General features: G+C 60.0%; 23 protein-coding genes. 10 read left to right on the top strand and 13 right to left on the bottom strand.

Features of this window, described 5'->3' with window-relative positions:
• The first annotated feature begins 8 nt into the window (after positions 1-8).
• From AB9L16_RS06460 to AB9L16_RS06450, 3 genes are all read left to right on the top strand, one after another.
• Positions 9-812, top strand: a complete 804-nt coding sequence (locus AB9L16_RS06460) for an alpha/beta fold hydrolase (RefSeq protein ID WP_375123259.1) — start codon at positions 9-11, stop codon at positions 810-812.
• A gap of 3 nt (positions 813-815) precedes the next feature.
• Complete coding sequence (locus AB9L16_RS06455) at positions 816-1379, top strand: peptidylprolyl isomerase (protein ID WP_095180667.1); 564 nt, start codon at positions 816-818, stop codon at positions 1377-1379.
• An 88-nt stretch (positions 1380-1467) separates the two neighbouring features.
• The gene (locus tag AB9L16_RS06450) at positions 1468-3300 is read left to right on the top strand and encodes an ABC transporter ATP-binding protein (RefSeq protein ID WP_256809402.1); all 1833 of its coding nucleotides are present in this window, start codon (positions 1468-1470) and stop codon (positions 3298-3300) included.
• A 117-nt stretch (positions 3301-3417) separates the two neighbouring features.
• Here the strand turns inward: AB9L16_RS06450 and AB9L16_RS06445 are convergent, their stop codons facing one another.
• The gene (locus AB9L16_RS06445; protein WP_375123258.1) at positions 3418-4542 is read right to left on the bottom strand and encodes a GNAT family N-acetyltransferase; all 1125 of its coding nucleotides are present in this window, start codon (positions 4540-4542) and stop codon (positions 3418-3420) included.
• Positions 4543-4822: 280 nt separating this feature from the next.
• Here AB9L16_RS06445 and AB9L16_RS06440 point away from each other — a divergent pair, with 280 nt between their 5' ends.
• The gene (locus AB9L16_RS06440; RefSeq protein ID WP_041478827.1) at positions 4823-6145 is read left to right on the top strand and encodes a putative porin; all 1323 of its coding nucleotides are present in this window, start codon (positions 4823-4825) and stop codon (positions 6143-6145) included.
• A gap of 285 nt (positions 6146-6430) precedes the next feature.
• On the opposite strand, the gene AB9L16_RS06435 is transcribed toward AB9L16_RS06440, so the two are convergent.
• The 5 genes from AB9L16_RS06435 to aceK all read right to left on the bottom strand — a co-directional run bounded on the left by AB9L16_RS06435 (position 6431) and on the right by aceK (position 14842).
• Positions 6431-6670, bottom strand: coding sequence for a zf-HC2 domain-containing protein (locus AB9L16_RS06435; protein WP_323621140.1), 240 nt, complete (start codon positions 6668-6670; stop codon positions 6431-6433).
• A complete protein-coding gene (locus AB9L16_RS06430; protein ID WP_375123257.1) occupies positions 6664-7275 on the bottom strand; it encodes an RNA polymerase sigma factor in 612 nt (203 codons plus the stop codon). Before AB9L16_RS06430 ends, AB9L16_RS06435 begins: the two co-directional genes overlap by 7 nt.
• A gap of 135 nt (positions 7276-7410) precedes the next feature.
• A complete protein-coding gene (locus AB9L16_RS06425; RefSeq protein ID WP_150636564.1) occupies positions 7411-8532 on the bottom strand; it encodes a beta-ketoacyl-ACP synthase III in 1122 nt (373 codons plus the stop codon).
• 403 nt (positions 8533-8935) lie between these two features.
• A complete protein-coding gene (gene hrpA / locus AB9L16_RS06420; protein WP_150636562.1) occupies positions 8936-12847 on the bottom strand; it encodes an ATP-dependent RNA helicase HrpA in 3912 nt (1303 codons plus the stop codon).
• Between the two features lie 273 nt (positions 12848-13120).
• Positions 13121-14842, bottom strand: a complete 1722-nt coding sequence (aceK, locus tag AB9L16_RS06415) for a bifunctional isocitrate dehydrogenase kinase/phosphatase (RefSeq protein ID WP_375123256.1) — start codon at positions 14840-14842, stop codon at positions 13121-13123.
• Positions 14843-15056: 214 nt separating this feature from the next.
• On the opposite strand from aceK, the gene AB9L16_RS06410 reads away from it, so the two are divergent.
• On the top strand, positions 15057-15965 hold the full coding sequence (locus AB9L16_RS06410) for a DMT family transporter (RefSeq protein ID WP_236167958.1): 909 nt from the start codon (positions 15057-15059) through the stop codon (positions 15963-15965).
• A 113-nt stretch (positions 15966-16078) separates the two neighbouring features.
• Here the strand turns inward: AB9L16_RS06410 and AB9L16_RS06405 are convergent, their stop codons facing one another.
• Positions 16079-16942 carry a DMT family transporter gene (locus AB9L16_RS06405; protein ID WP_375123255.1) on the bottom strand — a complete coding sequence of 288 codons (864 nt, stop codon included), beginning with the start codon at positions 16940-16942 and terminating at the stop codon, positions 16079-16081.
• 446 nt (positions 16943-17388) lie between these two features.
• Between AB9L16_RS06405 and AB9L16_RS06400 the strand changes: the two genes are divergently transcribed.
• Both AB9L16_RS06400 and AB9L16_RS06395 read left to right on the top strand, forming a co-directional pair.
• Positions 17389-17925, top strand: a complete 537-nt coding sequence (locus tag AB9L16_RS06400) for a hypothetical protein (protein WP_375123254.1) — start codon at positions 17389-17391, stop codon at positions 17923-17925.
• A 43-nt stretch (positions 17926-17968) separates the two neighbouring features.
• Positions 17969-18145: a hypothetical protein gene (locus AB9L16_RS06395; protein WP_191622380.1), complete on the top strand. Its 177-nt coding sequence runs from the start codon at positions 17969-17971 to the stop codon at positions 18143-18145.
• A 46-nt stretch (positions 18146-18191) separates the two neighbouring features.
• Here the strand turns inward: AB9L16_RS06395 and AB9L16_RS06390 are convergent, their stop codons facing one another.
• Complete coding sequence (locus AB9L16_RS06390; RefSeq protein ID WP_252868967.1) at positions 18192-19130, bottom strand: aspartyl/asparaginyl beta-hydroxylase domain-containing protein; 939 nt, start codon at positions 19128-19130, stop codon at positions 18192-18194.
• A 184-nt stretch (positions 19131-19314) separates the two neighbouring features.
• Positions 19315-20289 (bottom strand): cysteine synthase A, encoded by a 975-nt coding sequence (gene cysK, locus AB9L16_RS06385; RefSeq protein WP_095180659.1) that lies wholly within the window; start codon positions 20287-20289, stop codon positions 19315-19317.
• 141 nt (positions 20290-20430) lie between these two features.
• Here cysK and AB9L16_RS06380 point away from each other — a divergent pair, with 141 nt between their 5' ends.
• On the top strand, positions 20431-21507 hold the full coding sequence (locus AB9L16_RS06380) for a DUF748 domain-containing protein (protein ID WP_056783605.1): 1077 nt from the start codon (positions 20431-20433) through the stop codon (positions 21505-21507).
• On the opposite strand, the gene AB9L16_RS06375 is transcribed toward AB9L16_RS06380, so the two are convergent.
• Complete coding sequence (locus AB9L16_RS06375) at positions 21504-22001, bottom strand: helix-turn-helix domain-containing protein (RefSeq protein ID WP_056783602.1); 498 nt, start codon at positions 21999-22001, stop codon at positions 21504-21506. The two genes, AB9L16_RS06380 and AB9L16_RS06375, sit on opposite strands and share 4 nt — an antisense overlap.
• 225 nt (positions 22002-22226) lie before the next feature.
• Between AB9L16_RS06375 and AB9L16_RS06370 the strand changes: the two genes are divergently transcribed.
• Together AB9L16_RS06370 and AB9L16_RS06365 are read left to right on the top strand one after the other, a co-directional pair.
• A complete protein-coding gene (locus tag AB9L16_RS06370) occupies positions 22227-23072 on the top strand; it encodes a MoxR family ATPase (protein WP_007911294.1) in 846 nt (281 codons plus the stop codon).
• 12 nt (positions 23073-23084) lie between these two features.
• Positions 23085-24263 (top strand): VWA domain-containing protein, encoded by a 1179-nt coding sequence (locus tag AB9L16_RS06365; protein ID WP_016771218.1) that lies wholly within the window; start codon positions 23085-23087, stop codon positions 24261-24263.
• An 88-nt stretch (positions 24264-24351) separates the two neighbouring features.
• Here the strand turns inward: AB9L16_RS06365 and AB9L16_RS06360 are convergent, their stop codons facing one another.
• The 3 genes from AB9L16_RS06360 to AB9L16_RS06350 are packed head-to-tail and all read right to left on the bottom strand — an operon-like array spanning position 24352 to position 26725.
• Complete coding sequence (locus tag AB9L16_RS06360) at positions 24352-25275, bottom strand: biotin-dependent carboxyltransferase family protein (protein ID WP_375123253.1); 924 nt, start codon at positions 25273-25275, stop codon at positions 24352-24354.
• Positions 25272-25976, bottom strand: a complete 705-nt coding sequence (locus AB9L16_RS06355) for an allophanate hydrolase subunit 1 (protein ID WP_056783594.1) — start codon at positions 25974-25976, stop codon at positions 25272-25274. Before AB9L16_RS06355 ends, AB9L16_RS06360 begins: the two co-directional genes overlap by 4 nt.
• Positions 25973-26725: a 5-oxoprolinase subunit PxpA gene (locus AB9L16_RS06350; RefSeq protein WP_056783592.1), complete on the bottom strand. Its 753-nt coding sequence runs from the start codon at positions 26723-26725 to the stop codon at positions 25973-25975. The genes AB9L16_RS06355 and AB9L16_RS06350 overlap by 4 nt, the downstream gene beginning before the upstream one ends.
• Positions 26726-26736 lie beyond the last annotated feature (11 nt).

Raw genomic sequence — 26736 nt, 5'->3', positions numbered from 1 at the left:
GTTCACCGATGGCGTATTTCGAGCACGAAGGTTGCAACCTGCACTACGAGGAATATGGCCACGGTGCGCCGTTGCTGCTGGTTCACGGGCTCGGCTCGAGCACCCTGGACTGGGAAATGCAGATCCCGGCGCTGGCCGCGCACTACCGGGTGATCGTCCCGGACATTCGCGGCCACGGGCGCTCGGACAAACCCCGCGAGCGCTACAGCATTGCCGGGTTCAGCGCCGACCTGCTGGCCTTGATCGAGCACCTGCGCCTCGGCCCGGTGCACTACGTCGGGCTGTCGATGGGCGGGATGATCGGTTTTCAGCTGGCCGTCGATCAGCCGCAGGTGCTCAAGAGCCTGACCATCGTCAACAGCGCGCCACAAGTCAAATTGCGCAGCCGCGACGACTACTGGCAGTGGTTCAAACGCTGGAGCCTGATGCGCCTGCTCAGCCTGGAAACCATCGGCAAAGCCCTCGGCAGCAAACTTTTCCCCAAGCCGGAACAGGCCGATCTGCGACGGAAAATGGCCGAACGCTGGGCAAAAAACGACAAACGTGCTTATCTCGCCAGCTTCGATGCGATCGTGGGCTGGGGCGTTCAGGAACGACTTTCCCGGGTGTCCTGTCCAACGCTCGTCATCAGCGCCGACCGTGATTACACACCGGTGGCGTTAAAAGAAACCTATGTAAAACTGCTGCCGGATGCGCGGCTGGTGGTCATTGACGACTCGCGCCATGCCACCCCGCTCGATCAACCCGAACGCTTCAATCAAACGCTGCTGGATTTTCTCGCCACAGCCGACCTTCACTCTCAGGATCACTGACCCATGCTGAAAAAACTCGCCCTCGCCGCCGGCTCCGTACTGTTTGCCGCCAACCTGATGGCTGCTACCCCGGCCAAGGCGCCCCACGTGCTGCTGGACACCACCAACGGCCAGATCGAAATCGAACTGGACCCGGTCAAGGCACCGATCAGCACGAAGAACTTCCTTGAATACGTCGACAGCGGTTTCTACAACAACACCATTTTCCACCGCGTGATCCCGGGCTTCATGGCTCAGGGCGGCGGCTTCACCCAGCAGATGCAACAGAAAGACACCAAGGCGCCGATCAAGAACGAAGCCAGCAATGGCCTGCACAACGTTCGCGGCACCCTGTCGATGGCGCGTACTTCCAACCCTGATTCGGCGACCAGCCAGTTCTTCATCAACGTTGCCGACAACGCATTCCTCGATCCGGGCCGTGACGCCGGTTACGCGGTGTTCGCCAAAGTGGTCAAGGGCATGGATGTCGTAGACGTCATCGTCAACTCGCAGACCACCACCAAAAGCGGCATGCAAAACGTGCCTGTCGACCCTGTGATCATCAAGTCGGCCAAGCGCATCGACTGAGTTTCGCCGGGCATATAGAGCGGCGCCGGGCTGAGCCTGCGCCGCTCGCACTGATAAAAGGAGAGCCCGGATTCCGGGCGGTTATCTGATGCTCTATCGCCGTTTCGAACAACTGATCGATATCTTCCGCGACGCCCCGACGGCGTCCCCGCCGGACCGTGTCTGGCCCTTCTATATCTACTACCTGAAGCAGGTCTGGCCGAGTTTCGCCGCCCTGCTCGTCATCGGCCTGTTTGCCTCATTGATTGAGGTTGCGCTGTTCAGTTACCTGAGCCGCATCATCGATCTGGCCCAAGGCACGCCCAACCCGAACTTCTTCAGCGACCACGCCCTCGAATTGACCTGGATGCTGGTGGTCGCTCTGGTGCTGCGACCGATCTTCTTTGCTCTGCACGACCTGCTGGTGCATCAGACCCTGAGCCCCGGCATGACCAGCATGATCCGCTGGCAGAACCACAGCTACGTGCTCAAGCAGAGCCTGAATTTCTTCCAGAACGACTTCGCCGGGCGCATCGCCCAGCGCATCATGCAGACCGGCAACTCGCTGCGCGATTCCGCCGTGCAAGCGGTGGACGCGCTGTGGCACGTGGTGATCTATGCGATCAGCTCGCTGGTGCTGTTCGCCGAGGCCGACTGGCGCCTGATGATCCCGTTGCTGACCTGGATCGTCGCCTACATCGGCGCACTGTATTACTTCGTGCCGCGCGTGAAAGAGCGTTCGGTGGAAGCCTCTGACGCGCGCTCGAAATTGATGGGACGTATCGTCGACGGCTACACCAACATCGCCACGCTGAAACTGTTCGCTCACACCAACTTCGAACAGCACTACGCCAAGGAAGCGATCGAGGAACAGACCGTCAAAGCGCAGATGGCCGGTCGCGTGGTGACCAGCATGGACGTGGCGATCACCGCGATGAACGGCCTGCTGATTGTCGGCACCACCGCGCTGGCATTGTGGCTGTGGACGCAGTCGCTGATCACCGTCGGCGCGATTGCCCTGGCCACCGGCCTGGTGATTCGTATCGTCAACATGTCCGGCTGGATCATGTGGGTGGTCACCGGCATTTTCGAAAACATCGGCATGGTCCAGGACGGTCTGCGCACCATTTCGCAACCGGTCAGCGTCACCGACCGCGAGCAGGCCAAACCGCTGGCCGTGGCCTCGGGCGAAGTGCGTTTCGAGCACGTGGATTTTCACTACGGCAAGAAGAAAGGCATCATCGGCGACCTCAATCTGACGATAAAACCGGGGGAAAAAATCGGCTTGATCGGCCCGTCCGGCGCCGGCAAATCAACCTTGGTCAACCTGTTGCTGCGCCTGTACGACGTCGAGGGCGGGCGCATCCTGATCGATGGGCAGAACATTGCCGAAGTCGGCCAGGAAAGCCTGCGTGCGCGGATCGGCATGATCACTCAGGACACCTCGCTGTTGCACCGCTCGATCCGCGACAACTTGCTTTACGGCAAACCCGACGCCACCGACGCTGAACTGTGGGAGGCGGTGCACAAGGCTCGCGCCGATGAGTTCATTCCACTGCTGTCCGACGCTGAAGGCCGCACCGGTTTCGACGCGCATGTCGGTGAGCGCGGGGTGAAACTGTCGGGTGGTCAGCGCCAGCGCATCGCGATCGCGCGGGTGCTGCTCAAGGACGCGCCGATCCTGATCATGGACGAAGCCACCTCTGCACTGGATTCGGAAGTCGAAGCGGCGATCCAGGAAAGCCTCGAGACCTTGATGCAGGGCAAAACCGTGATCGCCATCGCCCACCGTCTCTCGACCATCGCGCGCATGGATCGCCTCGTGGTGCTGGAAAACGGCAAGATCGCCGAGAGCGGCACCCACGCCGAACTGCTCGCCCATCGCGGCTTGTATGCGCGCTTGTGGGCACACCAGACCGGAGGCTTTGTCGGCATCGATTGATCGCGCGATATGATCGTTCCCACGCTCCGCGTGGGAACGCCTCAAGGGACGCTCCGCGTCCAGTGATGCGGAGCGTCACGGCCTGCATTCCCACGCAGAGCGTGGGAACGATCATGGTCAGGTTTGGCGATAGGGCAAGGCGGTTTTCGCTTCTTCGGCATAGGCGAGGATGCCGGCGCGTTCCTGTTGCAGGAAATCTTTTACCGCTGCCTTCAACCCCGGATGGCGCAGGTAATGCCAGGAATGGGTGATCACCGGTTCGAAGCCGCGAATCAACTTGTGCTCGCCCTGCGCCCCGGCATCGAAACGCTGGATGCCATGGGCAATCGCGTAATCCATGCCCTGATAAAAACACGTCTCGAAATGCAGCCGATCAAACTCGGCCAGGCAGCCCCAATAACGCCCGTAGAAACTGTCGCCACCGACCACACTGAACGCCATCGCCACCGGCCGGGAGCCCTGGTTGGCCAAGACCACGCGAATCGCTTCGGGCATACGTTCGGCCAGCAGGCTGAAGAACTCCCGCGTCAGGTACGGCGCCTGACGCCGCACCGCGTAGGTGTTGGCATAGCAGGCGTACACGAAATCCCACTGTGCCTCGTCCAGCTCACGCCCCTCCAGCCACTCGAACTCGAAGCCCTGCCCCGCCACCTGCTCGCGTTCCTTGCGCATCTGCTTGCGCTTGCGTGAGCTGAGGGCGTCGAGGAAGTCCTTAAAGTCGCGGTAACCACGGTTCTGCCAGTGATATTGACAGCCGATGCGCTGCAGCCAACCCGGTTGCTCGGCCATCGCAGCATCGGTAAACGGATCGGTGAAATTGATGTGCGCGCTGGACAGTTCTTCGATCTGCAAATAGCCCGGCAGGCTTTTCAGCAGTTCGAAACCGTCCTCGACCTTCGCCGCCAGCAAGCGCGGACCGCTGACCGGGCTGAAGGGCACGGCAGTCAGGAGTTTGGGGTAGTAATCAATGCCGGCACGCGCGCAGGCGTCAGCCCAACCGTGATCGAAGACGTACTCGCCGTAGGAGTGCCACTTGCGATAACTGGGCAGCGCGGCGATCAGTCGCTCATCTTCGATGTGTAGCAAATGCTCGGGCTGCCAGCCGGAGTGCGGGCCGACACTGCCGCTGTCTTCCAGCGCGCTGAGGAAGGCATGACGCAGGAACGGCTGGTTGTCCGGCACCAGCGCATCCCAGCTTGCCGGGGCGATTTCTGACAGGTCTTGCAGGCGTTGCAACGGCATTCACTGGCACTCCACAGCTTGGCGACAAAGCCCGGCGAGTATCGCTGATCGCGACCCCGTTGCACACGCTCAATCGGCCGACAGCGCTCTAACTCGATAGTTCACGCCTGATACGCATCGTCATCAACCTGCCATCACTGTGCCACCGCTCTGTCATAAACCATCGCGATACTGGCGCCTGTTTTTAGAGCGCCGGGTTCTAACCCGGACACAGTTTTCCGGCCTTCAGCCGGTTGTGCCCAGGATGGTTCAGCCATCCCCTTCATCTTCGGAGATTGCTATGCGTCTTGCTTCCACGAAAACTGCAGCGGCCCTGTGCGGCGGCTTGTTGCTGGCCATGAGCGTTCCGGCCAGTGCTGCAGTCGACGCCAAACTGCTCGACATGCTCAAGGCCAACGGGTCGATTTCCCAGGCGCAGTACATCGAGCTGCAAACAGAACTGGCCAAGGATCAGAAGGCTCAGCAAATCGCCCAACAGGCGCAGCAGGAAACCAACGAACAAGTGGCGGCGGTCGCGAAGAAGACCAACGAACAGAGCCTGTTCGACCAGAAACTGGCCTGGGCGGCCAAGACCCAGTTCAAGGGCGACGTACGTATCCGCCAGGAAACCATCAAGATCGACGGCGAGCCGAACAACGGCGGCCGCGACAAGGATCGCCAGCGCATCCGTGCGCGTCTGGGCGCCTACACCGAGATCAACCCGCAAGTCGACACCGGCATCCGCATCGCCACCGGCGGCGGTGACGATGCTCGTTCGACCAACCAGGATCAGGACAACTACTTCGACAAGAAGCAGATCTGGCTCGACCTCGGCTACATCGACTATCACCCTGATCAGATCAAGAACCTGCACGTGATCGGCGGCAAGATGCTGCAACCGTGGGTGAGCATGGGCGACGTGATCTGGGACAGCGATATCAACCCGGAAGGTCTGGCCGTTACCTACAAGTATCCATTGGGCGGCAGCGCCGAACTGTTCGGCAGCCTGGGTAACTACAACCTCAAGGACAACGTTGACGGCGACGGCGTGCAATTCCGCCACGACCTGCGTCTGACCGCTGGCCAGTTGGGCAGCCGCTTCAACATCACCGACAACCTGAAAATGACCGTCGGCGGCAGTGTCTACGCCTACCAGAACGACGAAGACAGCCGCTGCACCGGCACCTCGACGCCGTGCGCGCTGGCAGTCAACGGCAATTCGGCGAACAACGAATTCCGTCTGTATGAAGGGTTCAGCCAGATCGACATCGGCGGCCTGCCAATGCCACTGTCGTTCTACGGCCAGTACGTGAAGAACAACGATGCCGTGACCGATCAGGACACCGCATGGTTGCTCGGCGCCAAGTCGAAAGTCTTCGGCTTCAACCTCGACTACAACTATCGCGACGTGCAGCGCAACGCCGTGGTCGGCGCCTTCACCGACTCCGACTTCGCCAACGGCACCACCGGTTCGCGCGGGCACAAGTTCAAGGTCGGTTACGACATCGACAAGAACTTCGCCGTCGGCGCTACGTACTTCCTGACCAAGGCCGACTTCGCCAGCCGCAGCCAGCGCGATGCAGACGCCAACACCCTGCAGCTGGATGCTGAAGCGAAGTTCTAAAACGGTAGCTACAAGCTACAAGCTACAAGCTACAAGCTACAAGCTACAAGCTACAAGCCAAGAGCTGCGAGTGAATGCCTTTACTTGCAGCTTGAGGCTTGAAGCTTGAAGCTGCCTCACTCCGGAGCGGGCGGGACGATCCCCATCATCCGTTCGTTTCACCCGCACCGGGTTATTTCTGCAGGATGCAAAAACCCCTTTAGGAGCTGCCGAAGGCTGCGATCTTTTGATCTTGATACTGAAAACAAGATCAAAAGATCGCAGCCTCGTTTCACTCGACAGCTCCTACAGGGGGTTGTCTTTTCGTCGTTGCTCGGCCAGACGCTCAGCCAAAGCATCCACTCCCTCTTCCGGTTTGTCCGGCATCGCCTTCAGGGTTGCCTGCATCACGCGCATCTGCCGCATGAAGCGCCGGCAGTTCGGGCAGAACAACAGGTGATGACGCACCATCAGCGTCTCGCGAAAGCTCAGTTGGCCGTCGAGATAATCGCTGGATCGTGCCACTTGCTCCTTGCAGGTCAACATTCTCCTGTCTCCTCAAAATGTTCCACGGTCGCAAAGACCTTCAAGCGTGCCCGGTGCAGCAGCACGCGGACATTGGAGAGCGAAATCTCCAGAAGATTACAGATCTCTTCCAGCTCCAGGCCCTGGCGTTCGCGCAACAGCAGGACACTGCTCTGCAACTCGGACAGACTCAGCAAGGTGTGCTCGAGGCATTCGCGCAGTTCGTTTTCGGTGAGTAGCGCTTCGGGGGTGTCCTGATGCCAGGCAAATGGCGCGACCAGCCAATGACCGTCGCTCGAGGAAAATCGATCATCACCTATGGTGCCGTGGGGCGATGGCAGGTCGTCGAGCAGGACCTCCCGGCGATTGAGCTTGTAGCGACTCTTGGCCGAATTGGCGGTGATGGTCAGCAACCAGGTCTTGAGGCTGGAGCGGCCTTCGAAGCTGGCCAGATGGCGGACCACCGACAGCCAGGCATCCTGCACCACTTCCTCGACATGACGCTGGCCGACAATCGCGTAAGCCACAGCGCGCATGGCGCTCTGATGCGTGGTGACCAGTTCCTTGAAAGCCTTTTGCTCCCCCGCCAGCAGGCGCGTGAGCAGTTGGGTGTCGTCAGCCGCCATCCATCAATCCCCTTGTCCGGACTTCGAAAATGAACGCGGCAGGTGTTCACCTGCCGCGACGTCCGAAAAATTACAGCGTTTCAATCGCTTCGGATGTAGGAAAGATCGACGCGATTAAGGGGAAATTAACCTGTTTCAGCGCTTGCGCAGCAACACGCTACCGATCGAATAACCGGCACCGAACGAACTGAGCACCGCCAGCGAACCCGAGGCCAGATCATCCTGATATTTATGGAAAGCAATGACCGAACCGGCCGAGCTGGTGTTGGCGTAGCTGTCGAGAATCACCGGAGCTTCTTCTTCGGTAGCTTCGCGGCCGAGCAGCTTACGCACGATCAAGTGGTTCATACTCAGGTTGGCCTGGTGCAGCCAGAAACGCTTCACGTCGCCAACGTTGAGCTGGTTCTCTTCCAGGTGCTCGCCAATCAGCTCGGCGACCATCGGGCAGACATCCTTGAACACCTTGCGGCCTTCCTGCACGAACAGCTTGTCGCGGGAACCGATGCCCTCTTCTGCCGCGCGGTTGAGGAAGCCGAAGTTGTTGCGGATGTTGTTGGAGAACTTGGTCAGCAATTTGGTGCTGACCACGTCGAACTGGTACGGGGAGGTCGCCAGATCCGCGCGCTCGATGATCACCGCAGTCGCGGCATCGCCGAAGATGAAATGGCTGTCGCGATCACGGAAGTTCAGGTGCCCGGTGCAGACCTCCGGGTTGACCATCAGGATCGCCCGCGCCTGGCCCAGTTGCACGCTGTTGGCGGCGGCCTGGATGCCGAAGGTGGCGGAAGAACACGCCACGTTCATGTCGAAACCAAAACCTTCGATGCCCAACGCTTCCTGGACTTCGATGGCGATGGCCGGGTAAGCGCGTTGCAGGTTGGAGCAGGCGACGATCACGCCGTCGATGTCGGCTGCGGTTTTGCCGGCTCGTTGCAGGGCTTGTTCAGCCGCGCCGACGGCCATCTGGCAGAGCACCGACCATTCGTCGTTGGAGCGCTCGGGCAAGCGCGGGGCCATGCGTTGCGGATCGAGGATGCCGTCCTTGTCCATGACAAAGCGGCTCTTGATGCCCGAGGCTTTTTCGATGAACGCAGCGCTGGATTCGGTCAGGGCCTGGACTTCACCGCTGGCAATGGCCTCGGCGTTATCGGCGTTGAACTGGGCGACATAGGTATTGAAAGACTGCACCAGCTCTTCGTTGGAGATGCTGTTGGCCGGTGTGTACAGGCCGGTGCCGCTGATGACGACATTATGCATGGTCGTTTCTCTAATCTGTTCAGGCAGAAAGTGCTGGAACCGTCGTACCAACACGCAAAGGGTCTATTCCCATCCGGGGGACGCAAACCTGGCATCGTTTTATTCCGCAGCGCGACACGGCCGAAGGCTCTGGGTCGCGAAACGGCGGGTTATGGTGGCGAAGTTTGCCATAAACCCGAGGTTTTGGCGCCGTTCTCAAGCACAACTGCCATTCACCATATGAACTCAACTCTGTGGCGAGGGGATTTATCCCCGTTCGACTGCGAAGCAGTCGCCAACCCACCACGCTCGGTATAGCTGATGAACCGAGGTTGCAGTTTTTGGGGCGGCTTCGCCACCCAACGGGGATAAATCCCCTCGCCACAAAGCCCGCTTTCACAGGGGGATTGTGTATGGCTGCAGGTCAGGGCTCGACCTGACTCCACTGTTTGCTCAGGCGCTTGTCGGAGATCGGCACTTTCGTCCCCAACTGCTGAGCAAACAACGACACGCGGTATTCCTCCAGCCACCAGCGGTACAACTCCAGCTGCGGATCACGCTTGCCTTCCTGCGCATGCTTGGCCGCGCGGGTCTGGTATTGCGCCCACAGGCCAGCGAGTTCGCCACTCCAGACGCGATCCTTCTGCACCTGTGCGCCGAGTTTCTCGAAACGCTGCTCGACCGCTTTCAGGTAACGCGGCAACTCTTTGAGCCACTGCATCGGCGTCTCGCGGACGAAACCCGGATAGACCAGATTGCCGATCTGCTGCTTGATGTCGTTCAACGCCACCGCTTGCGCCAGATCGATCTTGCCCTTGAAGCGTTTTTGCAGACCGTGCCAGATCTTGAGGATTTCCAGCGTCAGCCGCGCAACCCGCTCGGCGTGCTCGGTCCAGTTGCCGCGTTTGCGTTCGGCCAGTGCCGCCAATCCGGCGCCATCACGGGGCAACGGGTCTTCACCTTCGAGAATGCAGCTGTCGAGGCTGGCCAGCAGAATGTCTTCGACCAGCGCATCGACGCGGCCCAGTTCGCGATACAGCAAGCCCAGTTCAGTCTGCCCCGGCAACTTGCCCCGGAGGAATTTCGCCGGCTCGGCCAGTTGCTGCATCAACAAACGCTGCAAGGCCCGACGATGCTGGAACTCGGCTTCGGCCGGGGTCGAGAAGCGCCCTTCCTTGACCGCGCCGCCCTCTTCCACCAGCGCCGGGTACACCGTCATCGACAGCCCGGCGATCTTCTGCTGGGTCTTTTCTGCTACCGGCGCAAAGACTTTCGCCTCCACCGGCTGCTGACTTTTCGCACTCTGCGGCACCGCCAGCGCGGCCTGGCTGGCTTCGGCGAAGCGTGCGGTCAGCTCAGCCAGATCGCGGCCTTCGCCAAGGAACTTGCCCTCGCCGTCGACAATTTCCAGGTTCATGCGCAGGTGGCTTTCAACCTGCTGCGCCGCTTCCGCCCACGCTTCATCGCTGACCCGCGCGCCGGTCATGCGCAGCAGCTCGCGACCGAGCGCTTGCGGCAGCGAACCTTCGGCGAAAGTCATGCGCTGCAACGCGGCCTTGATGAAGTCCGGCACCGGCACGAAGTTCTTGCGCAGGGCTTTCGGCAGGTTGCGCACCAGGGCAATGCACTTGGCCTCGATCAGGCCCGGTACCAGCCATTCCAGACGCTCCGGCGGCAACATCGGCAGCAACGGCGCCGGCACGCGCAAGGTCACGCCGTCGCGCGGGTGATTGGGTTCGAAATGGTAGGTAAGCGCCAGTTCCAGATCGCCGATGTGCAGGGTGTCCGGGTAATCACGGGCGGTGACTTCACTGGCCTCGCGGGCCAGCACGTCTTCTTCGCGCATGATCAGCAGCTGCGGGTCTTTCTGGCTGTTGACCTTGTACCAACTGTCGAAGGTCGCGGTCTGGTGGATCTCCGCCGGCAGACGCGCATCGTAGAAGGCGTACAAGGTTTCTTCGTCGGCGAGAATGTCGCGACGGCGAGCCTTGGCTTCCAGTTCGTCGAGCTGCTCGAGCAGTTTCTGATTGGCGCTCAGGCATTTGGCCCGCGACTGAATCTCGCCGCGCACCAGGCCTTCGCGGATAAACAGCTCACGCGACACCACCGGATCGACCGGGCCGTAATGCACCGGGCGGCGACCGACCACGATCAGGCCGAACAGGGTGATCTGCTCATAGGCTACGACCTGACCGCGCTTCTTCTCCCAATGCGGCTCGAAATGGTTTTTCTTGATCAGGTGCCCGGCCAGCGGCTCGATCCAGTCGGCGTCGATCTTGGCGACCATGCGCGCGTACAGCTTGGTGGTTTCCACCAGTTCGGCGGTCATCAGCCACTGCGGACGCTTCTTGCCGATGCCCGACGACGGATGAATCCAGAAGCGCCGCTGCCGCGCCCCGAGGTAATCGCCGTCTTCGGTTTTCTGGCCAATCTGGCTGAGCAAGCCGACCAGTACCGCTTTGTGCAGCTTCGGATAATCCGCCGGCTCTTTGTTCAGGCTCAGCTGCATGTCGCGGCAGATCAGGCTCAACTGACGGTGAGAATCACGCCACTCGCGCAAGCGCAGGTAATTGAGGAAATTCTTCCGGCACCAGTTGCGCAGCGGGTTGGCGGTCAGCGCCTGACGTTGCTCTTCGAAACCACGCCACAGATTGACCAGCCCGGCGAAGTCCGAATCCGGGTCCTTCCATTGTGCATGGGCCTGATCCGCCGCTTGCTGACGCTCCGGTGGACGCTCGCGCGGGTCCTGAATCGACATGGCGCTGGCGACGATCAGCACTTCCTGCAAGCTGCCGAGCCTGGCCGCTTCCAGGAGCATGCGGCCCATGCGCGGGTCGACCGGCAAGCGCGCCAACTGGCGACCGAGCGGGGTCAGCTGACTGTTGCGATCCACTGCCGAAAGCTCTTGCAGCAGGTTGAAACCGTCGCTGATCGCCTTGCCGTCCGGCGGTTCGATAAAGGGGAACGCGGTGATTTCGCCGAGGCGCAGATGGAGCATCTGCAAAATAACGGCGGCGAGGTTGGTGCGCAGAATTTCCGGATCGGTAAATTCCGGGCGGCCGAGGAAATCCTCTTCGCTGTACAAACGCACGCAGATACCCGGCTCGACCCGCCCGCAGCGACCTTTACGCTGATTGGCGCTGGCCTGGGAAATCGCTTCGATCGGCAAGCGCTGCACCTTGGCCCGATAGCTGTAGCGACTGATGCGCGCGGTGCCGCTGTCGATCACGTAACGAATGCCCGGCACGGTCAGCGAGGTTTCGGCGACGTTGGTCGCCAGCACTACACGGCGGCCCGGGTGCGACTGGAAAATCCGCTGCTGTTCAGCCGGCGACAGGCGCGCGTACAGCGGCAGGATTTCAGTGTGCTTGAGCTGGGCCTTGCGCAGCATGTCGGCAGCATCGCGAATCTCGCGCTCGCCGGGCAGGAACACCAGCACATCGCCGGGGCTGCGCCGTTCGCTGCGCTCGTAGGCGGCGATTTCGTCGAGGGTGGCGAGAATCGCCTGATCGACGGTCAGGTCATCCTCGACCCGGTTGCCCTCCTCGTCCTGCTCAAGCGTCAGCGGCCGGTACCAGGTTTCCACCGGGAAAGTACGCCCCGACACTTCGACGATCGGCGCGTCATCGAAGTGCTTGGAGAAGCGCTCCAGATCGATGGTCGCCGACGTGATGATGACCTTCAGGTCGGGACGGCGTGGCAGCAGGGTTTTAAGGTAACCGAGGAGGAAATCGATGTTGAGGCTGCGTTCGTGGGCTTCGTCGACGATGATCGTGTCGTAGCGTTCCAGATAACGGTCGTTCTGGGTTTCCGCCAGCAGAATACCGTCGGTCATCAGCTTGATCAGGGTGTTGGCATCGCTCTGATCCTCGAAGCGCACCTGATAGCCGACCAGCGCTCCAAGCGGCGTGCCGAGTTCTTCGGCGACGCGACTGGCGACACTGCGCGCGGCGATCCGACGCGGCTGGGTATGGCCGATCAGACCGTGCTGGCCGCGACCGATTTCCAGGCAGATTTTCGGCAACTGGGTGGTTTTGCCCGAACCGGTTTCGCCGGCGATGATCAGCACCTGATGTTGCTCCAGGGCCTTTTTGATTTCGTCGCGCTTGGCCGCGATCGGCAAACTGTCGTCGTAACGAATCACCGGCAGGCTCGCGCGACGCGCCAGTACCTGATCACAGGACGCCTGCATGCGCGTCACCCACTGGGCCAGTTTGGCCTCGTCGGGTTTCTTGCGCAGCTCAAGCAACTGCCGCCGCAGCCGGTGACGGTCGGCGAGCATGGCGTGATCGAGGTTTTTCAGCAGTTTGTCGATGGAGGGCGATTCGTCGGTCATCGGGTAGGCAATTCGGTCGTCTATTTATGCAGGGGCGGATTGTCGCAGATTTGGGGGGGTTGTGGCGTGTCAGGGGGATTGCGACCCTCACCCTAGCCCTCTCCCAAAGGGAGAGGGGACCGATTGGGGGATGCTTCAAAGGTACATCGACCTGAAAGAGCTTTGCCGAATCCATAATCGCCGAGCTCTTTCAGGTCGGCGTTTGACCCAAGACACCTCGGTCAGCTCCCTCTCCCTCTGGGAGAGGGCTGGGGTGAGGGGCTTTTAAAAGAGCTACTCGTTGTCGAGGCCCTTGCGCCGGTATGGGAAGACGTCGATGACCTTTCCCGCCCGAATCGCCTCCTGCAAGCCCTTCCAGTAATCGGCGTTGTACAACTCGCCATGCAACTGATCGAACAGCTTGCGCTGTCCGGCATCGGCAAACAGGAACGGTGGAAACTCTTCGGGGAACACGTCCAGCGGGCCGATGGAGTACCACGGCTCAGAGGCCATTTCATCCTCCGGCGTGCGCGGTGCCGGGATGTGGCGGAAGTTGGCTTCGGTCAGGAAGCAGATTTCGTCGTAGTCGTAGAACACCACCCGGCCGTGTCGAGTGACGCCGAAGTTCTTCAGCAGCATATCCCCGGGAAAAATATTCGCCGCCGCCAGCTGCTTGATCGCCAGGCCGTAATCCTCAAGCGCTTCACGTACCTGGGCGTCGTTGGCATTTTCCAGATACAGGTTGAGCGGCGTCATCCGGCGTTCGGTCCAGCAGTGGCGGATCAGCACGGTTTCGCCTTCGACCGAAACCGTCGACGGCGCCACCTCTAGCAATTCCTCCAGACACGCCGGATCGAACTTGCTCAGCGGAAAGCGAAAATCGGCAAACTCCTGGGTATCGGCCATACGCCCGACCCGATCGACGCTTTTCACCAGCCGATACTTTTCGATCACCGTGGCGCGATCGACGTTCTTCGACGGTGAGAAACGGTCCTTGATTATTTTGAATACGGTGTTGAAACCCGGCAGGGTAAACACGCTCATGACCATGCCGCGCACGCCCGGGGCCATGATGAACTGGTCGTCAGTGTTGGCCAGGTGATTGATCAGCGCGCGGTAAAACTCCGACTTGCCGTGCTTGTAGAAGCCGATCGAGGTGTACAGCTCGGCGATGTGCTTGCCCGGCAGGATGCGCCGCAGAAATCCGATGAACTCCGCCGGCACCGGGACATCGACCATGAAATACGAACGGGTGAAAGAGAAGATGATCGACACATCGGCTTCGTCGGTGATCAACGCATCGATCTGAATGCCCCGACCTTCGCGGTGCAACAACGGAATCACCAGCGGCCATTGCTCGTCGCGGGTGTAGATGCGCCCGACCAGATACGCGCCCTTGTTGCGGTAAAGCACCGAGGAAAACAGCTCGACGCTTAGCTCCGGGTCCTTGCACACCCAGTCCGGCAGGTTCTCGCGCAATTGCACTTCGAGCCGCAGCAAGTCGCCGGGCAAATCAGCGTAATCCTCGCTGAAGCGGTAATCGGCGAAGATGCTGGCGAGCATCCCGGACAACTGGCCCTGCGGCTTGTACGTACGGGTTTGCGCGGCGCGGGCACGGCGCAGGCTTGGGCGCGTGGTGTGGATGAACATGCAGCCGTCGCTGATCAGGTCGTGGCTGAACAGCCCGCAGAAAATCGAGTTGTACCAGGTTTCGGACAGCTCATCGTCGAAGCGCAGGTCGATGACACTGATATAGGCGCTTTTCACCAGCGGCCAGCAGCTGACGTTCATCAGGGTCTCTTCGTCGAAATACTCGCGCAGGCGAGCGACGGTTTCGCCGACCTTTTCCTCATACAGACTGATCCGCGCCGCCGACGCGGCCTGCGCCTCCTGCCAGCGCGCCTGTTCGAAGCGCTCCCGCGCGCCATCGGTGATGCGGCGGAAATGCTCGCGGTAATCGTCGAAGCCGGCGAGGATCATCCGGGCGATCTCGGTGGCTGGCCATTGCTGCGACATAAATGAAACCTCGGCGGGAATTCGGTTGGTCTGAGCTTAGTCACGGAAGCGCTCGCAGGAAAAGCGCAATTTCTGCCAAAACCGATACGGGGCTGACCGTTGACGGGGTTTCTCGCGCAGGTAAATCCCGGGGCAGAATTAAAAGCCCGAATAGCGGTTGCCATGATCCGGACGCTCGGCAACACTCTCGTCCCGATCAAGCAAGGAGCCCGCCGTGAGCCCTGTCGATATTTTCCGCATGTTGTCGCTGGCCGCTATCTGGGGCGCGAGTTTTCTGTTCATGCGCATCATTGCCCCGGTGATCGGCACGATCCCGACCGGGTTCTTTCGCGTGTCGATTGCGGCCGCCGGGCTGCTGGTGATCCTTGGGCTGATGCGCATCAGCTGGGACTTCAAGGGCAAGCTGAAGACCGTGATGCTACTGGGCGTGATCAACTCGGGGATTCCGGCGACGCTGTATTCGGTTGCCGCCCAGGTATTGCCGGCCGGCTATTCGGCGATCTTCAACGCCACGACGCCGCTGATGGGCGTGTTGATTGGCGGTTTGTTCTTCAGCGAGAAACTGACGATCGCCAAGCTGGGCGGTGTGTTCCTCGGCCTGTTCGGCGTCGGCGTGCTGACACGCGCCGGTCCCGTGGCCTTCGACCTGCAACTGCTGATGGGCGCGGTCGCGTGCCTGCTGGCGACCACTTGTTATGGCTTTGCCGGTTTCCTCGCGCGGCGCTGGCTGGATCAGGCCGGTGGGCTGGACAGCCGTTTGTCGGCATTGGGCAGCATGCTCGGGGCGACGTTGTTTTTGCTGCCGCTGTTCGCCTACAGCGTGATCACTGCGCCGCCGGTCAGTTGGGGTGGCTGGCAGGTCTGGCTGTCGCTGCTCGGCCTGGGCCTGGGTTGCACGGCGTTTGCCTACATCATCTATTTCCGCCTGCTCAGCTCGATCGGCCCGGTAAAATCGATGACCGTGACCTTCATGATCCCGCCGTTCGGCGTGTTGTGGGGGGCGTTGTTGCTGGATGAGCCGTTGTCGATGGCGCACATTTATGGCGGGGTGCTGATTGCGGCGGCGTTGTGGCTGGTTTTGAAGCCGGCGGTGGTGAGGCCTGCAAAGGTGTCAGTCCGTTAGATTTTCTGCCGCAGATATTCGCGAGCAGGCTCGCGCCCACAGAAAAATACATTCCAATGTGGGAGCGAGCCTGCTCGCGAAAGGCGGCGCAACAAGCGCCACCTGCCTATCGGCTATCCGGTTTTACGGAACACAAATACCAGCCCGACAATAATCAGCAGCATTCCCAACACGCTCAACGCCGCCAGACGATTACCGAAAATCAGGTAATCCATCACTGCCGTCACCGCCGGCACCAGATAGAACAGGCTGGTGACATTCACCAGATTGCCCCGCGCGATCAGTCGATACAGCAACAGCGTCGCCAGCACCGACACCACCAGGCCCATCCATAACACCGGGGAAATAAAGCCTGCGCTGTGCTCGAAGTGAAACGGCTGGAACGGTACGAACACCGCGCACAGCAACAGGCCGGCCAGGTACTGCACTGGCAGCGTACCGAGCGGATTGTCGGTGATGCGTTTTTGCATGATCGAGCCGAGCGTCATGCTCGCCAGCGCCAGCAAACCGAACAACATGCCAGCCCAGGACATTCCGGCCAGACCGATGCCCTGATAAACCACCATGATCAGCCCTGTCAGCCCCAGCGTCAGGCCGAACAGGCGGCTCGCCGAACGCTGGCGCTCCATCAGCACCACGGTGAGAATCGGCTGAACGCCCATCAGAGTGGCCATCACCCCCGGCGTGACTTTGCAGTCCAGCGCCAGCAGATAAAAGATCTGATAGGCGCCCAACAGCACCACGCCGGTGGCGATCGCAAACAGCATCGGTTTGCCGCCCTTGGGCAACTTGAGTTTGAGCAGCGGCGCCAGCAACACCAGCCCGCACAGGGCGATGGCGAAGCGAATCAGCAGAAAGGCAAAGGGCGAAGCATGGGCCAGGCCCCATTTGGAGAAAATCGCCCCGCTGCTCCACAGCAGAACGAACAGGCTCGTGGACGTCGCCGCGAGCGCGGATTGTTTCGAAAGGACAAACATGAATACCACCTGTAGTCAGGCAAGAAGCCAACTCAGCCGAAACTGAAATTCAGTAGGTTTTTCTGGCGGGCGCGGGGGTCAGCAGAAACTGCCGATCAGCCCCGAACACCAACGCCCGGCGGCGAAACGACTGCGCACACCGGCGTGCTACTGACAGGTGGAGGGTAATGACTGATCTGCACAGGCTGCCGATTCCCGCACGGCACGACGCCAGCGTTGACCGCTGAATCGACTACCGCGTTGATGAGGGATGCAGGCATGGATGCTGATCTTTATTGAGGAAATGAAGGCGTGAGCATGGCGCTCAACCGGGCTGACTATAACCAGCCCGGGACACAGATTGCAATGACTTGGGCGAAGGGCCGGTAGCGACAGTCTGGCGCCGGGTGGTTAGGGTTATTGGCGTGGCAACGGATTGTCAGGAGACATGGAATGCAAGAGATCATATGCCAAGGAAACGGACGTATTTGCGGTATCAGGTTTATCGGTGGGAGGCGAGGAAGCGGGCGGCAGTTACATTTGCGAAGCTACACAGCGAACTCGAGGCGCGCGCAATTGTTGACGTTGATTATTCCAAGGTTCGCTTCGAGGCTATTGATGCGTCCGCCATGAAAGCTTATGAGCAATGGCTCGATCCGCATTTCTGCTGGGAGGAAATTGTCCGATGGAAAGCCAAAGAACCAATGAGCTTCGATCTGGCAATCTGGTTTGATCGTGAACTGTGCGGACTTTGTTTCGCCAATCCGAACCAAAGCCGACTGAGAGTCAAAATTGTGCGTCTTGAGGGGCACCCAAACGAACACCCGCTCAAGGGCCGCATAGCGACCTTCGCCCTGACTGCCGTCACTCATTTCGCACGTATCATCGGCAGCCAGCAAATCGAAATTCAGGAGCCTCTTTCGGGAGCTATACCTCTATACCGTCAACTGGGTTTCGAATTCGACTCTGAGGGCCGTCTTGTGAAGCGTATTGACCAAGTCTAGTATCTGAGCACCTGCTCATTTAGTGATCAACGTGGGAGATCCCATGAAAGCTGTCGTTGAAAAGAAAGCATCAAACTTCAAATCCAGAAAGATGGAGAAAAAGCAGCCATCTGTTGAATTATCTGAAACCGAGATGCATCGCATCAGGAATGCACTGGTCAATCCAGCCGTTGAAGAGCCAAGCGGCGCATTAGCCGGGTCGTCCTTTTCCTTCCGCTAATGAAAAACCGCTCCCAAAGAGCGGTTTTCTATTGTCTGATCCAGCCTCAGCCAAACAACCAGTACCCCAGCATCGTCAGCACCAGCACCGCCAGCACCGGGCGCATTACCCTGTAGGCCTTGGGATGGCGGCGCTTCCACTGCTTGACCACGCCGCTGAAACGGTCGCTGAAGTTCTTGCTCCAGGCATAAGCCTGGTTGATGCCGCCAACGCGTTCGTCATCAAGATTCTGCGGCGCGGTGGCGCGGCCGAGCCAGCCGCTGATGAAGCGGTTGATCCGGGTCATCAAGCGGTTGCTCAGCGGACGTTCGATGTCACAGAACAGAATCACTCGAGTCTGAGCGGTTTCATTCTTGACCCAGTGCACGTAGGTCTCGTCGAACATCACGTCATCGCCGTCGCGCCAGGCATAGACCTGACCGTCGACGAAGATCCGGCAATCATCGGAGTTGGGCGTCGACAAACCGAGGTGATAGCGCAGCGAGCCGGCGAACGGATCGCGGTGCGGGTTGAGGTGACTGCCGCCCGGCAGCAGCGCAAACATCGCGCCCTTGACGTTGGGAATGGCGCTGACCAGCGCCACGGTTTTCGGGCACAGGGCTTCGGCCGATGGCAACGGTTTGTCGTACCACTTCAGATAGAAACGCTTCCAGCCTTTCTTGAAAAACGAACCGAAACCGGCATCGTTATTCTTTTCGGCAGCGCGAATGTAGCCTTCGTCGAACAGGTGCATGGCTTCGTCGCGGATGGTTTCCCAGTTGTCGCGCAGAACATCCAGTTCCGGAAACTTGCTGCGATCCAGATACGGTCTGGACGGCACTGCGGAAAACAGGTACATCAACGCGTTGTAGGGCGCGAACAGCGCGGAGTGGTTGACGAACTGGCGCAATACCGGCAAACGCGCCTTGCCGCGCAAATGCACATAGAGCGTGCTGCCCAGAAACAGCAACAGCACAAACGCCTTGGCGGCAAACGAAACGGTCATCAACAACTCCTTGAATAAAGACAACGCTGCGCAATGCCCTTTACCCGGCATGGCAGCCGGCCATGATAAACACTACCGGCCTGCGGAAAAACCCGCCTGACACAAGATTAAGTGTTAAGCATTACGCAACAAAGCCTTTATTAGCATGCAGCACCTGAACCTCGGCTGACCTGAATCAACAGGCTTACTGCTGGTTCTCCTGCTCGGTGAACAGGTCACTGAACAGCATGCTCGACAGATAACGCTCGCCCGAATCCGGCAGCACCACGACGATGGTTTTGCCCTGCATCTCTGGTTTCTCCGCCAGACGCACCGCCACCGCCATGGCAGCACCGCAGGAAATGCCGCACAAAATCCCTTCTTCCTGCATCAGTCGCAAAGCCATGGCCTTGGATTCTTCATCGGTCACCTGCTCGACGCGATCGACCATCGACAGATCAAGATTCTTCGGCACAAAACCGGCACCGATGCCTTGAATCTTGTGCGGGCTCGGCTTGATCTCGGCGCCGGCCAACGCCTGCGTAATCACCGGCGAAGAAGCGGGCTCGACAGCCACGGACAGAATCGGTTTACCGGCGGTGTTCTTGATATACCGCGAGACACCGGTAATGGTTCCGCCGGTGCCGACGCCTGCCACCAGCACATCCACGGCGCCGTCGGTGTCGTTCCAGATTTCCGGGCCGGTGGTCTTTTCATGAATCGCCGGGTTGGCCGGGTTATCGAATTGCGCCGGCATGAAATATTTATCGGTATCGCTGGCGACGATTTCCGCGGCTTTCTCGATGGCGCCCTTCATGCCCTTGGCCGGCTCGGTCAACACCAGTTCCGCGCCCAAGGCTTTAAGAACCTTGCGGCGCTCGATGCTCATCGATGCCGGCATGGTCAGCATCAACTTGTAGCCACGCGCAGCGGCAACGAAGGCCAGACCGATACCGGTGTTACCGGAAGTCGGCTCGACAATGGTCATGCCCGGCTTGAGTCTGCCGCTGCCTTCGGCGTCCCAGATCATGTTGGCGCCGATTCGGCATTTGACCGAGTAACCGGGATTGCGCCCCTCGATCTTGGCCAGAATCGTAACCCCGCGCGGCGCGATGCGGTTGATCTGGACCAGCGGCGTATTACCGATGGAGTGGGCGTTGTCAGCGTAAATACGGCTCATGGCTGGGTCCTTATGCAGCGTTGAATTCAGCCTTCCAAGGTAAGCCCGTTGCCGATCACAGTCCAGTCGGGTCGAACGTCTGCAAACGCGCGGAGTCAATCGCATTGAATCGTCAAGCCACACTCTTGAAGGAACAATGGCATGAAACGTCGTTACAGCTGGCCGCTCTGGACCCTGGCGGGTGTCGTGGTGCTGCTGGTCGCCCTGCATTTCGCCCTGCCCTATCTGGTACGCGACTACCTCAATGACAAGCTCGCGGACATGGGCGATTACCGTGGACAGATCACGGATGTCGATCTCGCGCTATGGCGCGGCGCCTACAAAATCAATGGCCTGAAGATCGTCAAGGTCGATGGTAAGGTCCCGGTGCCGTTCGTCGATGCGCCGTTGATCGACCTGTCGGTGAGCTGGCATTCGCTCTGGTACGACCATGCCGTGGTCGCGCAGGTGCAATTTCTCAACCCCGAAATCAACTTCGTCGACGGCGGCCCCAACAAGCAGAACTCGCAAACCGGTCAGGGCACCGACTGGCGTGAACAATTGGGCAAGCTGCTGCCGATCACCCTCGATGAAGTGCAGATCAACGACGGCCGTATCACCTTCCGCAACTTCAATTCCAAGCCGCCGGTGAACATGAACGCCAGCAACGTCAACGCCAGCATCTACAACCTGACCAATGTGGTCGACAAGGAAGGCAAACGCGACGCCCGCTTTGAAGGCAAGGCCTTGCTGCTGGGCCACGCGCCATTGGAAACCACCGCCACCTTCGATCCGCTGAGCAACTTCGAAGACTTTGAATTCCGTCTGCGCGCCCGTGACATCGAGCTCAAACGCATGAACGACTTCGCCGCCGCCTACGGCAAGTTCGACTTCAACGCCGGCCACGGCGACGTGGTTATCGAAGCGAAGGCAGAGAAAGCCCGACTCACCGGCTACATCAAACCCCTGCTGCGCGACGTCGACGTTTTCAACTGGCAGCAAGACGTCGAGAACAAGAACAAAGGCCTGTTCCGCTCCATCTGGGAAGCGCTGGTCGGCGGCACCGAGACCGTGCTGAAAAACCAGAACAAAAACCAGTTCGCCACTCGCGTCGAACTCAGCGGCAATGTTCACCAGCAGAACGTCAACGCCTTCGAAGCGTTTTTGCAGATTTTGCGCAATGGCTTCATCCAGGCATTCAATGCGCGATATGAGCGGCCGAAGCCGGATGAGGGTTAATTTTTGCGGTTGACGACATATCGACCTGTGTCTTCGGCCGCTATCGATGAACGCTGTTGCAGCGAATCCCAGCCCAGACAGGCCAACGCCAAAGAACGTGGCACTGCTTCACGCCCATTGCTGTAACGGCTGATGCTGCGAGCGCTCACACCGAGCGCTTCGGCCGCATCATTGAGAGAAAGTCCGGTACGGGCGCGCCAATCGATAAAAATGCGCGTGTTCTCATCCTGGGCATTTTGCGCTAGCGCATCCATATACAAGGTGTCTGCACCGATCTGTACGTCGGGTTCAACCCATTCAACGATCCAACCCTCGTCCCCGACTACGGCAGTCGCAAAGACTTCGCGATCAAGCAGTGGCCGCAGACCTGGATAAGTATGAATATCCATCCCCAAATCAACTGTCAGTTCCTGACCATTGATAAATGTCAGCGCCAACCTGAAATCCGACAGGACGTGCGCAGATCGCAGACGCGGCCGTTTCATGGGTAACATCGATTTTCTGCCCTTTTTACTAACCGAGTAAGAAAGGCTATCGCCAAATCGGCGATACCGGAATACTGGCCATCCGCCGAGACTGAGTCAACATGTGACGCTCCATTCAGAGACTGAATAAGCCGTCTGCGTTCACAGTCGACCGGCGTGCGCGTTATAGTCGGGCATCCGATTATTCGCCCCGCCCTGCCCGCAAGGTCAGCGTTACCGTTCGAGGATTTGCAGATGAAGTTCGAAGGCACCCAGGCCTACGTCGCCACCGATGACCTGAAGCTGGCGGTCAACGCCGCCATCACCCTGGAACGGCCGCTGCTGGTCAAGGGTGAGCCGGGCACCGGCAAGACCATGCTCGCCGAGCAACTGGCCGAGTCGTTCGGGGCCAAGCTGATCACCTGGCACATCAAGTCCACCACCAAGGCCCATCAGGGTCTGTACGAGTACGACGCGGTCAGCCGTTTGCGCGACTCGCAGCTGGGCAATGAAAAAGTCCATGACGTGCGCAATTACCTGAAGAAGGGCAAGCTCTGGGAAGCCTTTGAGTCCGAGGAGCGGGTGATTCTGCTGATCGACGAAATCGACAAGGCCGACATCGAGTTCCCCAACGACCTGTTGCAAGAACTCGACAAGATGGAGTTCTACGTTTACGAGATCGACGAGACCATCAAGGCCAAGAAGCGCCCGATCATCATCATTACTTCCAACAACGAGAAAGAGCTGCCGGACGCCTTCCTGCGCCGCTGCTTCTTCCACTACATCGCTTTCCCCGACCGCACTACCCTGCAGAAAATCGTCGACGTGCACTACCCGGACATCAAAAAGGACCTGGTCAGCGAAGCGCTCGACGTGTTCTTCGACGTGCGCAAGGTACCGGGCCTGAAGAAAAAGCCTTCGACGTCCGAGCTGGTCGACTGGCTGAAACTGCTGATGGCCGACAACATCGGCGAAGCGGTGCTGCGCGAGCGCGATCCGACCAAAGCCATTCCGCCGCTGGCAGGCGCACTGGTGAAAAACGAACAGGACGTGCAACTGCTTGAGCGCCTGGCGTTCATGAGCCGGCGCGGCACCCGCTAAGAGGCTGCTGCCATGTTGCTCAACCTGTTCAACGAAATGCGTGCAGCCAAGGTGCCGGTGTCGGTACGCGAGCTGCTCGACCTGATCAACGCGCTGAAACAGCGCGTGACCTTCGCCGACATGGACGAGTTCTACTACTTGTCGCGGGCGATTCTGGTGAAGGACGAGCGCCATTTCGACAAGTTCGACCGCGCGTTCGGTGCCTACTTCAATGGCCTGGAGAAACTCGACGATCACTTGCAGGCGCTGATTCCCGAAGACTGGCTGCGCAAGGAATTCGAGCGTTCGCTGAGCGACGAAGAACGCGCGCAGATCCAGTCCCTTGGCGGGCTGGACAAGCTCATCGAGGAATTCAAGAAGCGTCTGGAAGAACAGAAGGAACGTCACGCCGGCGGCAACAAATGGATCGGCACCGGCGGCACCAGCCCGTTCGGTTCCGGCGGTTTCAACCCGGAAGGCATCCGCGTTGGCGATGCCGGCAAGCGTCAGGGCAAAGCGGTCAAGGTCTGGGATCAGCGCGAGTACAAGAACCTCGACGATTCGGTGGAACTGGGCACGCGCAACATCAAGGTCGCCCTGCGTCGTCTGCGCAAGTTCGCCCGTCAGGGTGCGGCGGAAGAACTCGACATTGACGGCACCATCGACCACACCGCCAAGGACGCCGGCCTGCTGAATATCCAGATGCGCCCGGAACGGCGCAACACGGTGAAGCTGCTGCTGTTGTTCGACATCGGCGGTTCGATGGATGCGCACGTGAAGATCTGCGAGGAATTGTTCTCGGCCTGCAAGACCGAGTTCAAGCATCTTGAGTATTTCTACTTCCACAACTTCATTTATGAATCAGTGTGGAAGAACAACATGCGCCGCACTTCCGAACGCACCTCGACCCAGGATCTGCTGCATAAATACGGCGCCGACTACAAAGTGATCTTCATCGGTGACGCCGCCATGGCGCCTTACGAAATCACCCAGGCCGGTGGCAGCGTCGAGCACTGGAACGAAGAGCCGGGTTACGTGTGGATGCAGCGCTTCATGGAGAAATACAAGAAGCTCATCTGGATCAACCCGTATCCGAAAGATACCTGGGGCTATACCTCGTCGACCAACATCGTCCGCGATCTGATCGAGGATCAGATGTATCCGCTGACGCTGCGCGGGCTTGAAGAAGGGATGCGGTTTCTTTCCAAATAATCGTTAACTCGACGAACGCCTTCGCGAGCAGGCTCGCTCCCACATTGGAATGCTTTTACCTGTGGGAGCGAGCCTGCTCGCGAAGCTTTTAGCGATCTTTAAAGCGCTGCAAATACTCGACATGCTCGCGGTGCGCGACGTCCTGCACTACCGGCCTCAATTTCACCTTCGCTCCCGGCAGGCATTGCGCCAATCGCGCCAGCGCCAGCGGCGTCAACGCGCCCAGGCGCGGGTATCCGCCAATGGTCTGGCGATCATTGAGCAACACGATCGGTTGGCCATCGGGCGGCACCTGCACCGCGCCCAACGGAATCCCCTCGGAGATCATCGGCGCGCCCTGATATTGCAACGCCGAGCCGAGCAGGCGGATGCCCATGCGGTCGGCGCGACTGTCGATGGTCCAGGCGCTGTTGAAGACATCGAACAGGCTCTGCCCGCTGAACTGGCCGATCTGTGCGCCGAGCACCAAGTCCAAAGGCGCGTGCGTTTTGAAATCCGGCCGCAGCGCCGAAGGCATTTCCCGTACTGCCAACGCTTCGCCGCTGTAACCGAGCACCGCCCCTTTGGCGAGCGGAAGGCCCATGCCATCAAGCCCCCCCAATTCTTCGCGCACCACCGTGGCACTGCTGCCCAGCACCTTAGGCGCAGTAAACCCACCGGGGGCCGCCAGATAAGCTCTAGCGCCAAGCAACGGCTGGGTAAATCGCAATGTCTGGCCTTTCGCCAATTTGAAACTGCGCCACGGCGCCAGCGGCTGGCCGTCGATCTGCGCGCCGAGATCCGCTCCCGCCAGCGCCAGCAGGCAATCCTCTTCAGCCACAACAGCAAACCCGCCGAGGGTGATTTCAACCACTGCTGCATCCAGCTCATTGCCGAGCAGCCAATTGGCCCAGCTCATCGAACACCAATCCGCCGCGCCGCCCTGGGTCACGCCCAGATGCCGCACGCCAAACCGCCCGGCATCCTGCAACAGGCACAGCGGTGTGCTGGCTTCGATCGTCAATCGACTCATGCCAACGCCTCCAGTGGGGTGTCATCGCCGCCCAAGCGTATGAATTCGGCGTGATCGACGGCATCGAAGCGCACCGTGTCGCCCGGTTGCATCAGGCTGTAGCCGTCGCGATGGCGATCAAACAGTTGCGCCGGGGTGCGCCCGATCAGGTTCCAGCCACCGGGCGAGACCACCGGATAGGCAGCGGTCTGCCGCTCGGCGATACCGACGCTGCCAGCGGCGACTTTCTTGCGCGGTGTGTTCAAGCGCGGCGCGGCGAGCATTTCTTCGACCAGGCCCATGAAGGCAAAACCCGGCGCAAAGCCCAACGCGAACACCTGATATTCCCGTGCGCTGTGGCGACGAATCACCTCCTCCACCACCAGCCCGCTGCGTTCGGCCAACAGGCTCAGTTCCGGGCCGACACTCAAGTCGTACCAGACCGGCAAGACGTGACACTGCCCGGCACGGCGCGCATTCGGCGCCAGATCGACCAGCGCGTCGGCGATCATTTGGCGCGCCCGCGCCGGACTCAACAGCGTCAGATCGTAATGCACCATCAACGTCGTATAGGACGGCACCAGATCGATCAACTGTGCACCAAACGCCGTGCGCAACCGCTCGCTGGCGGCGAGCATCCACGGCATGTTGGCTTCGGCGATGTCATCGAACAGACGCAGCATCAGGCAATCCAGCGCCACCACTTCAACCCGTGGATTCATGACGCACTCGACTGCTGCAAGGCCTGGCGAATGCGCTGCACGGCGGCCACGGAACTGGCGTTGTCGCCGTGGACGCACAAGGTATTGGCGCGCAGGATCAAGGCGCTGCCATCGCTGGCGGTGAGCGCGCCGCCATTGGCGATGGTCAGCGCTTGCTCGACGATTTTTTCGGGATCGTGATGCACGGCGCCCGGCAGTTGCCGGGAGACCAGCCGGCCGGCGCTGTCGTAGGCACGGTCGGCGAACGCTTCAAACCACAGCGTTACGCCGTATTCATCGCCAATTTGCTGCGCCGCAGCGTTGTCTCGGGTCGCCATCAACATCAGCGGCAGATTGCGATCATAAGCGGCCACGGCCTGCACCACCGCGCGCAACTGCGCCGGGTTGGCCATCATGTCGTTGTACATCGCGCCGTGGGGTTTGACGTAGCTCACGCGCCCGCCCTGCGCCTTGCAGATGCCGTCGAGGGCACCGATCTGGTAATGCAGGATGTCTTGCAGCTCTTGCGCGGAATAGGCCATGGAACGCCGGCCGAATCCGACCAGATCCTGATAGGCCGGGTGCGCGCCAATCTGCACGCCATGCTCGAGCGCCAGCGCCACTGTTTTGCGCATGATGCTCGGGTCGCCGGCATGGAAACCACAGGCAACGTTGGCGCAATCGATGAAGGGCATGACTTCGGCGTCCAGACCCATGGTCCAGCTGCCGAAGCTCTCGCCAATGTCGCAATTCAATAGCAGGCGGCTCACGGTGAACACTC

The sequence above is a fragment of the Pseudomonas sp. LW8 genome, assembly GCF_041956865.1.
Lineage (GTDB): Bacteria > Pseudomonadota > Gammaproteobacteria > Pseudomonadales > Pseudomonadaceae > Aquipseudomonas > Aquipseudomonas siliginis.
This window is presented reverse-complemented; position numbering and strand designations above follow the sequence as displayed.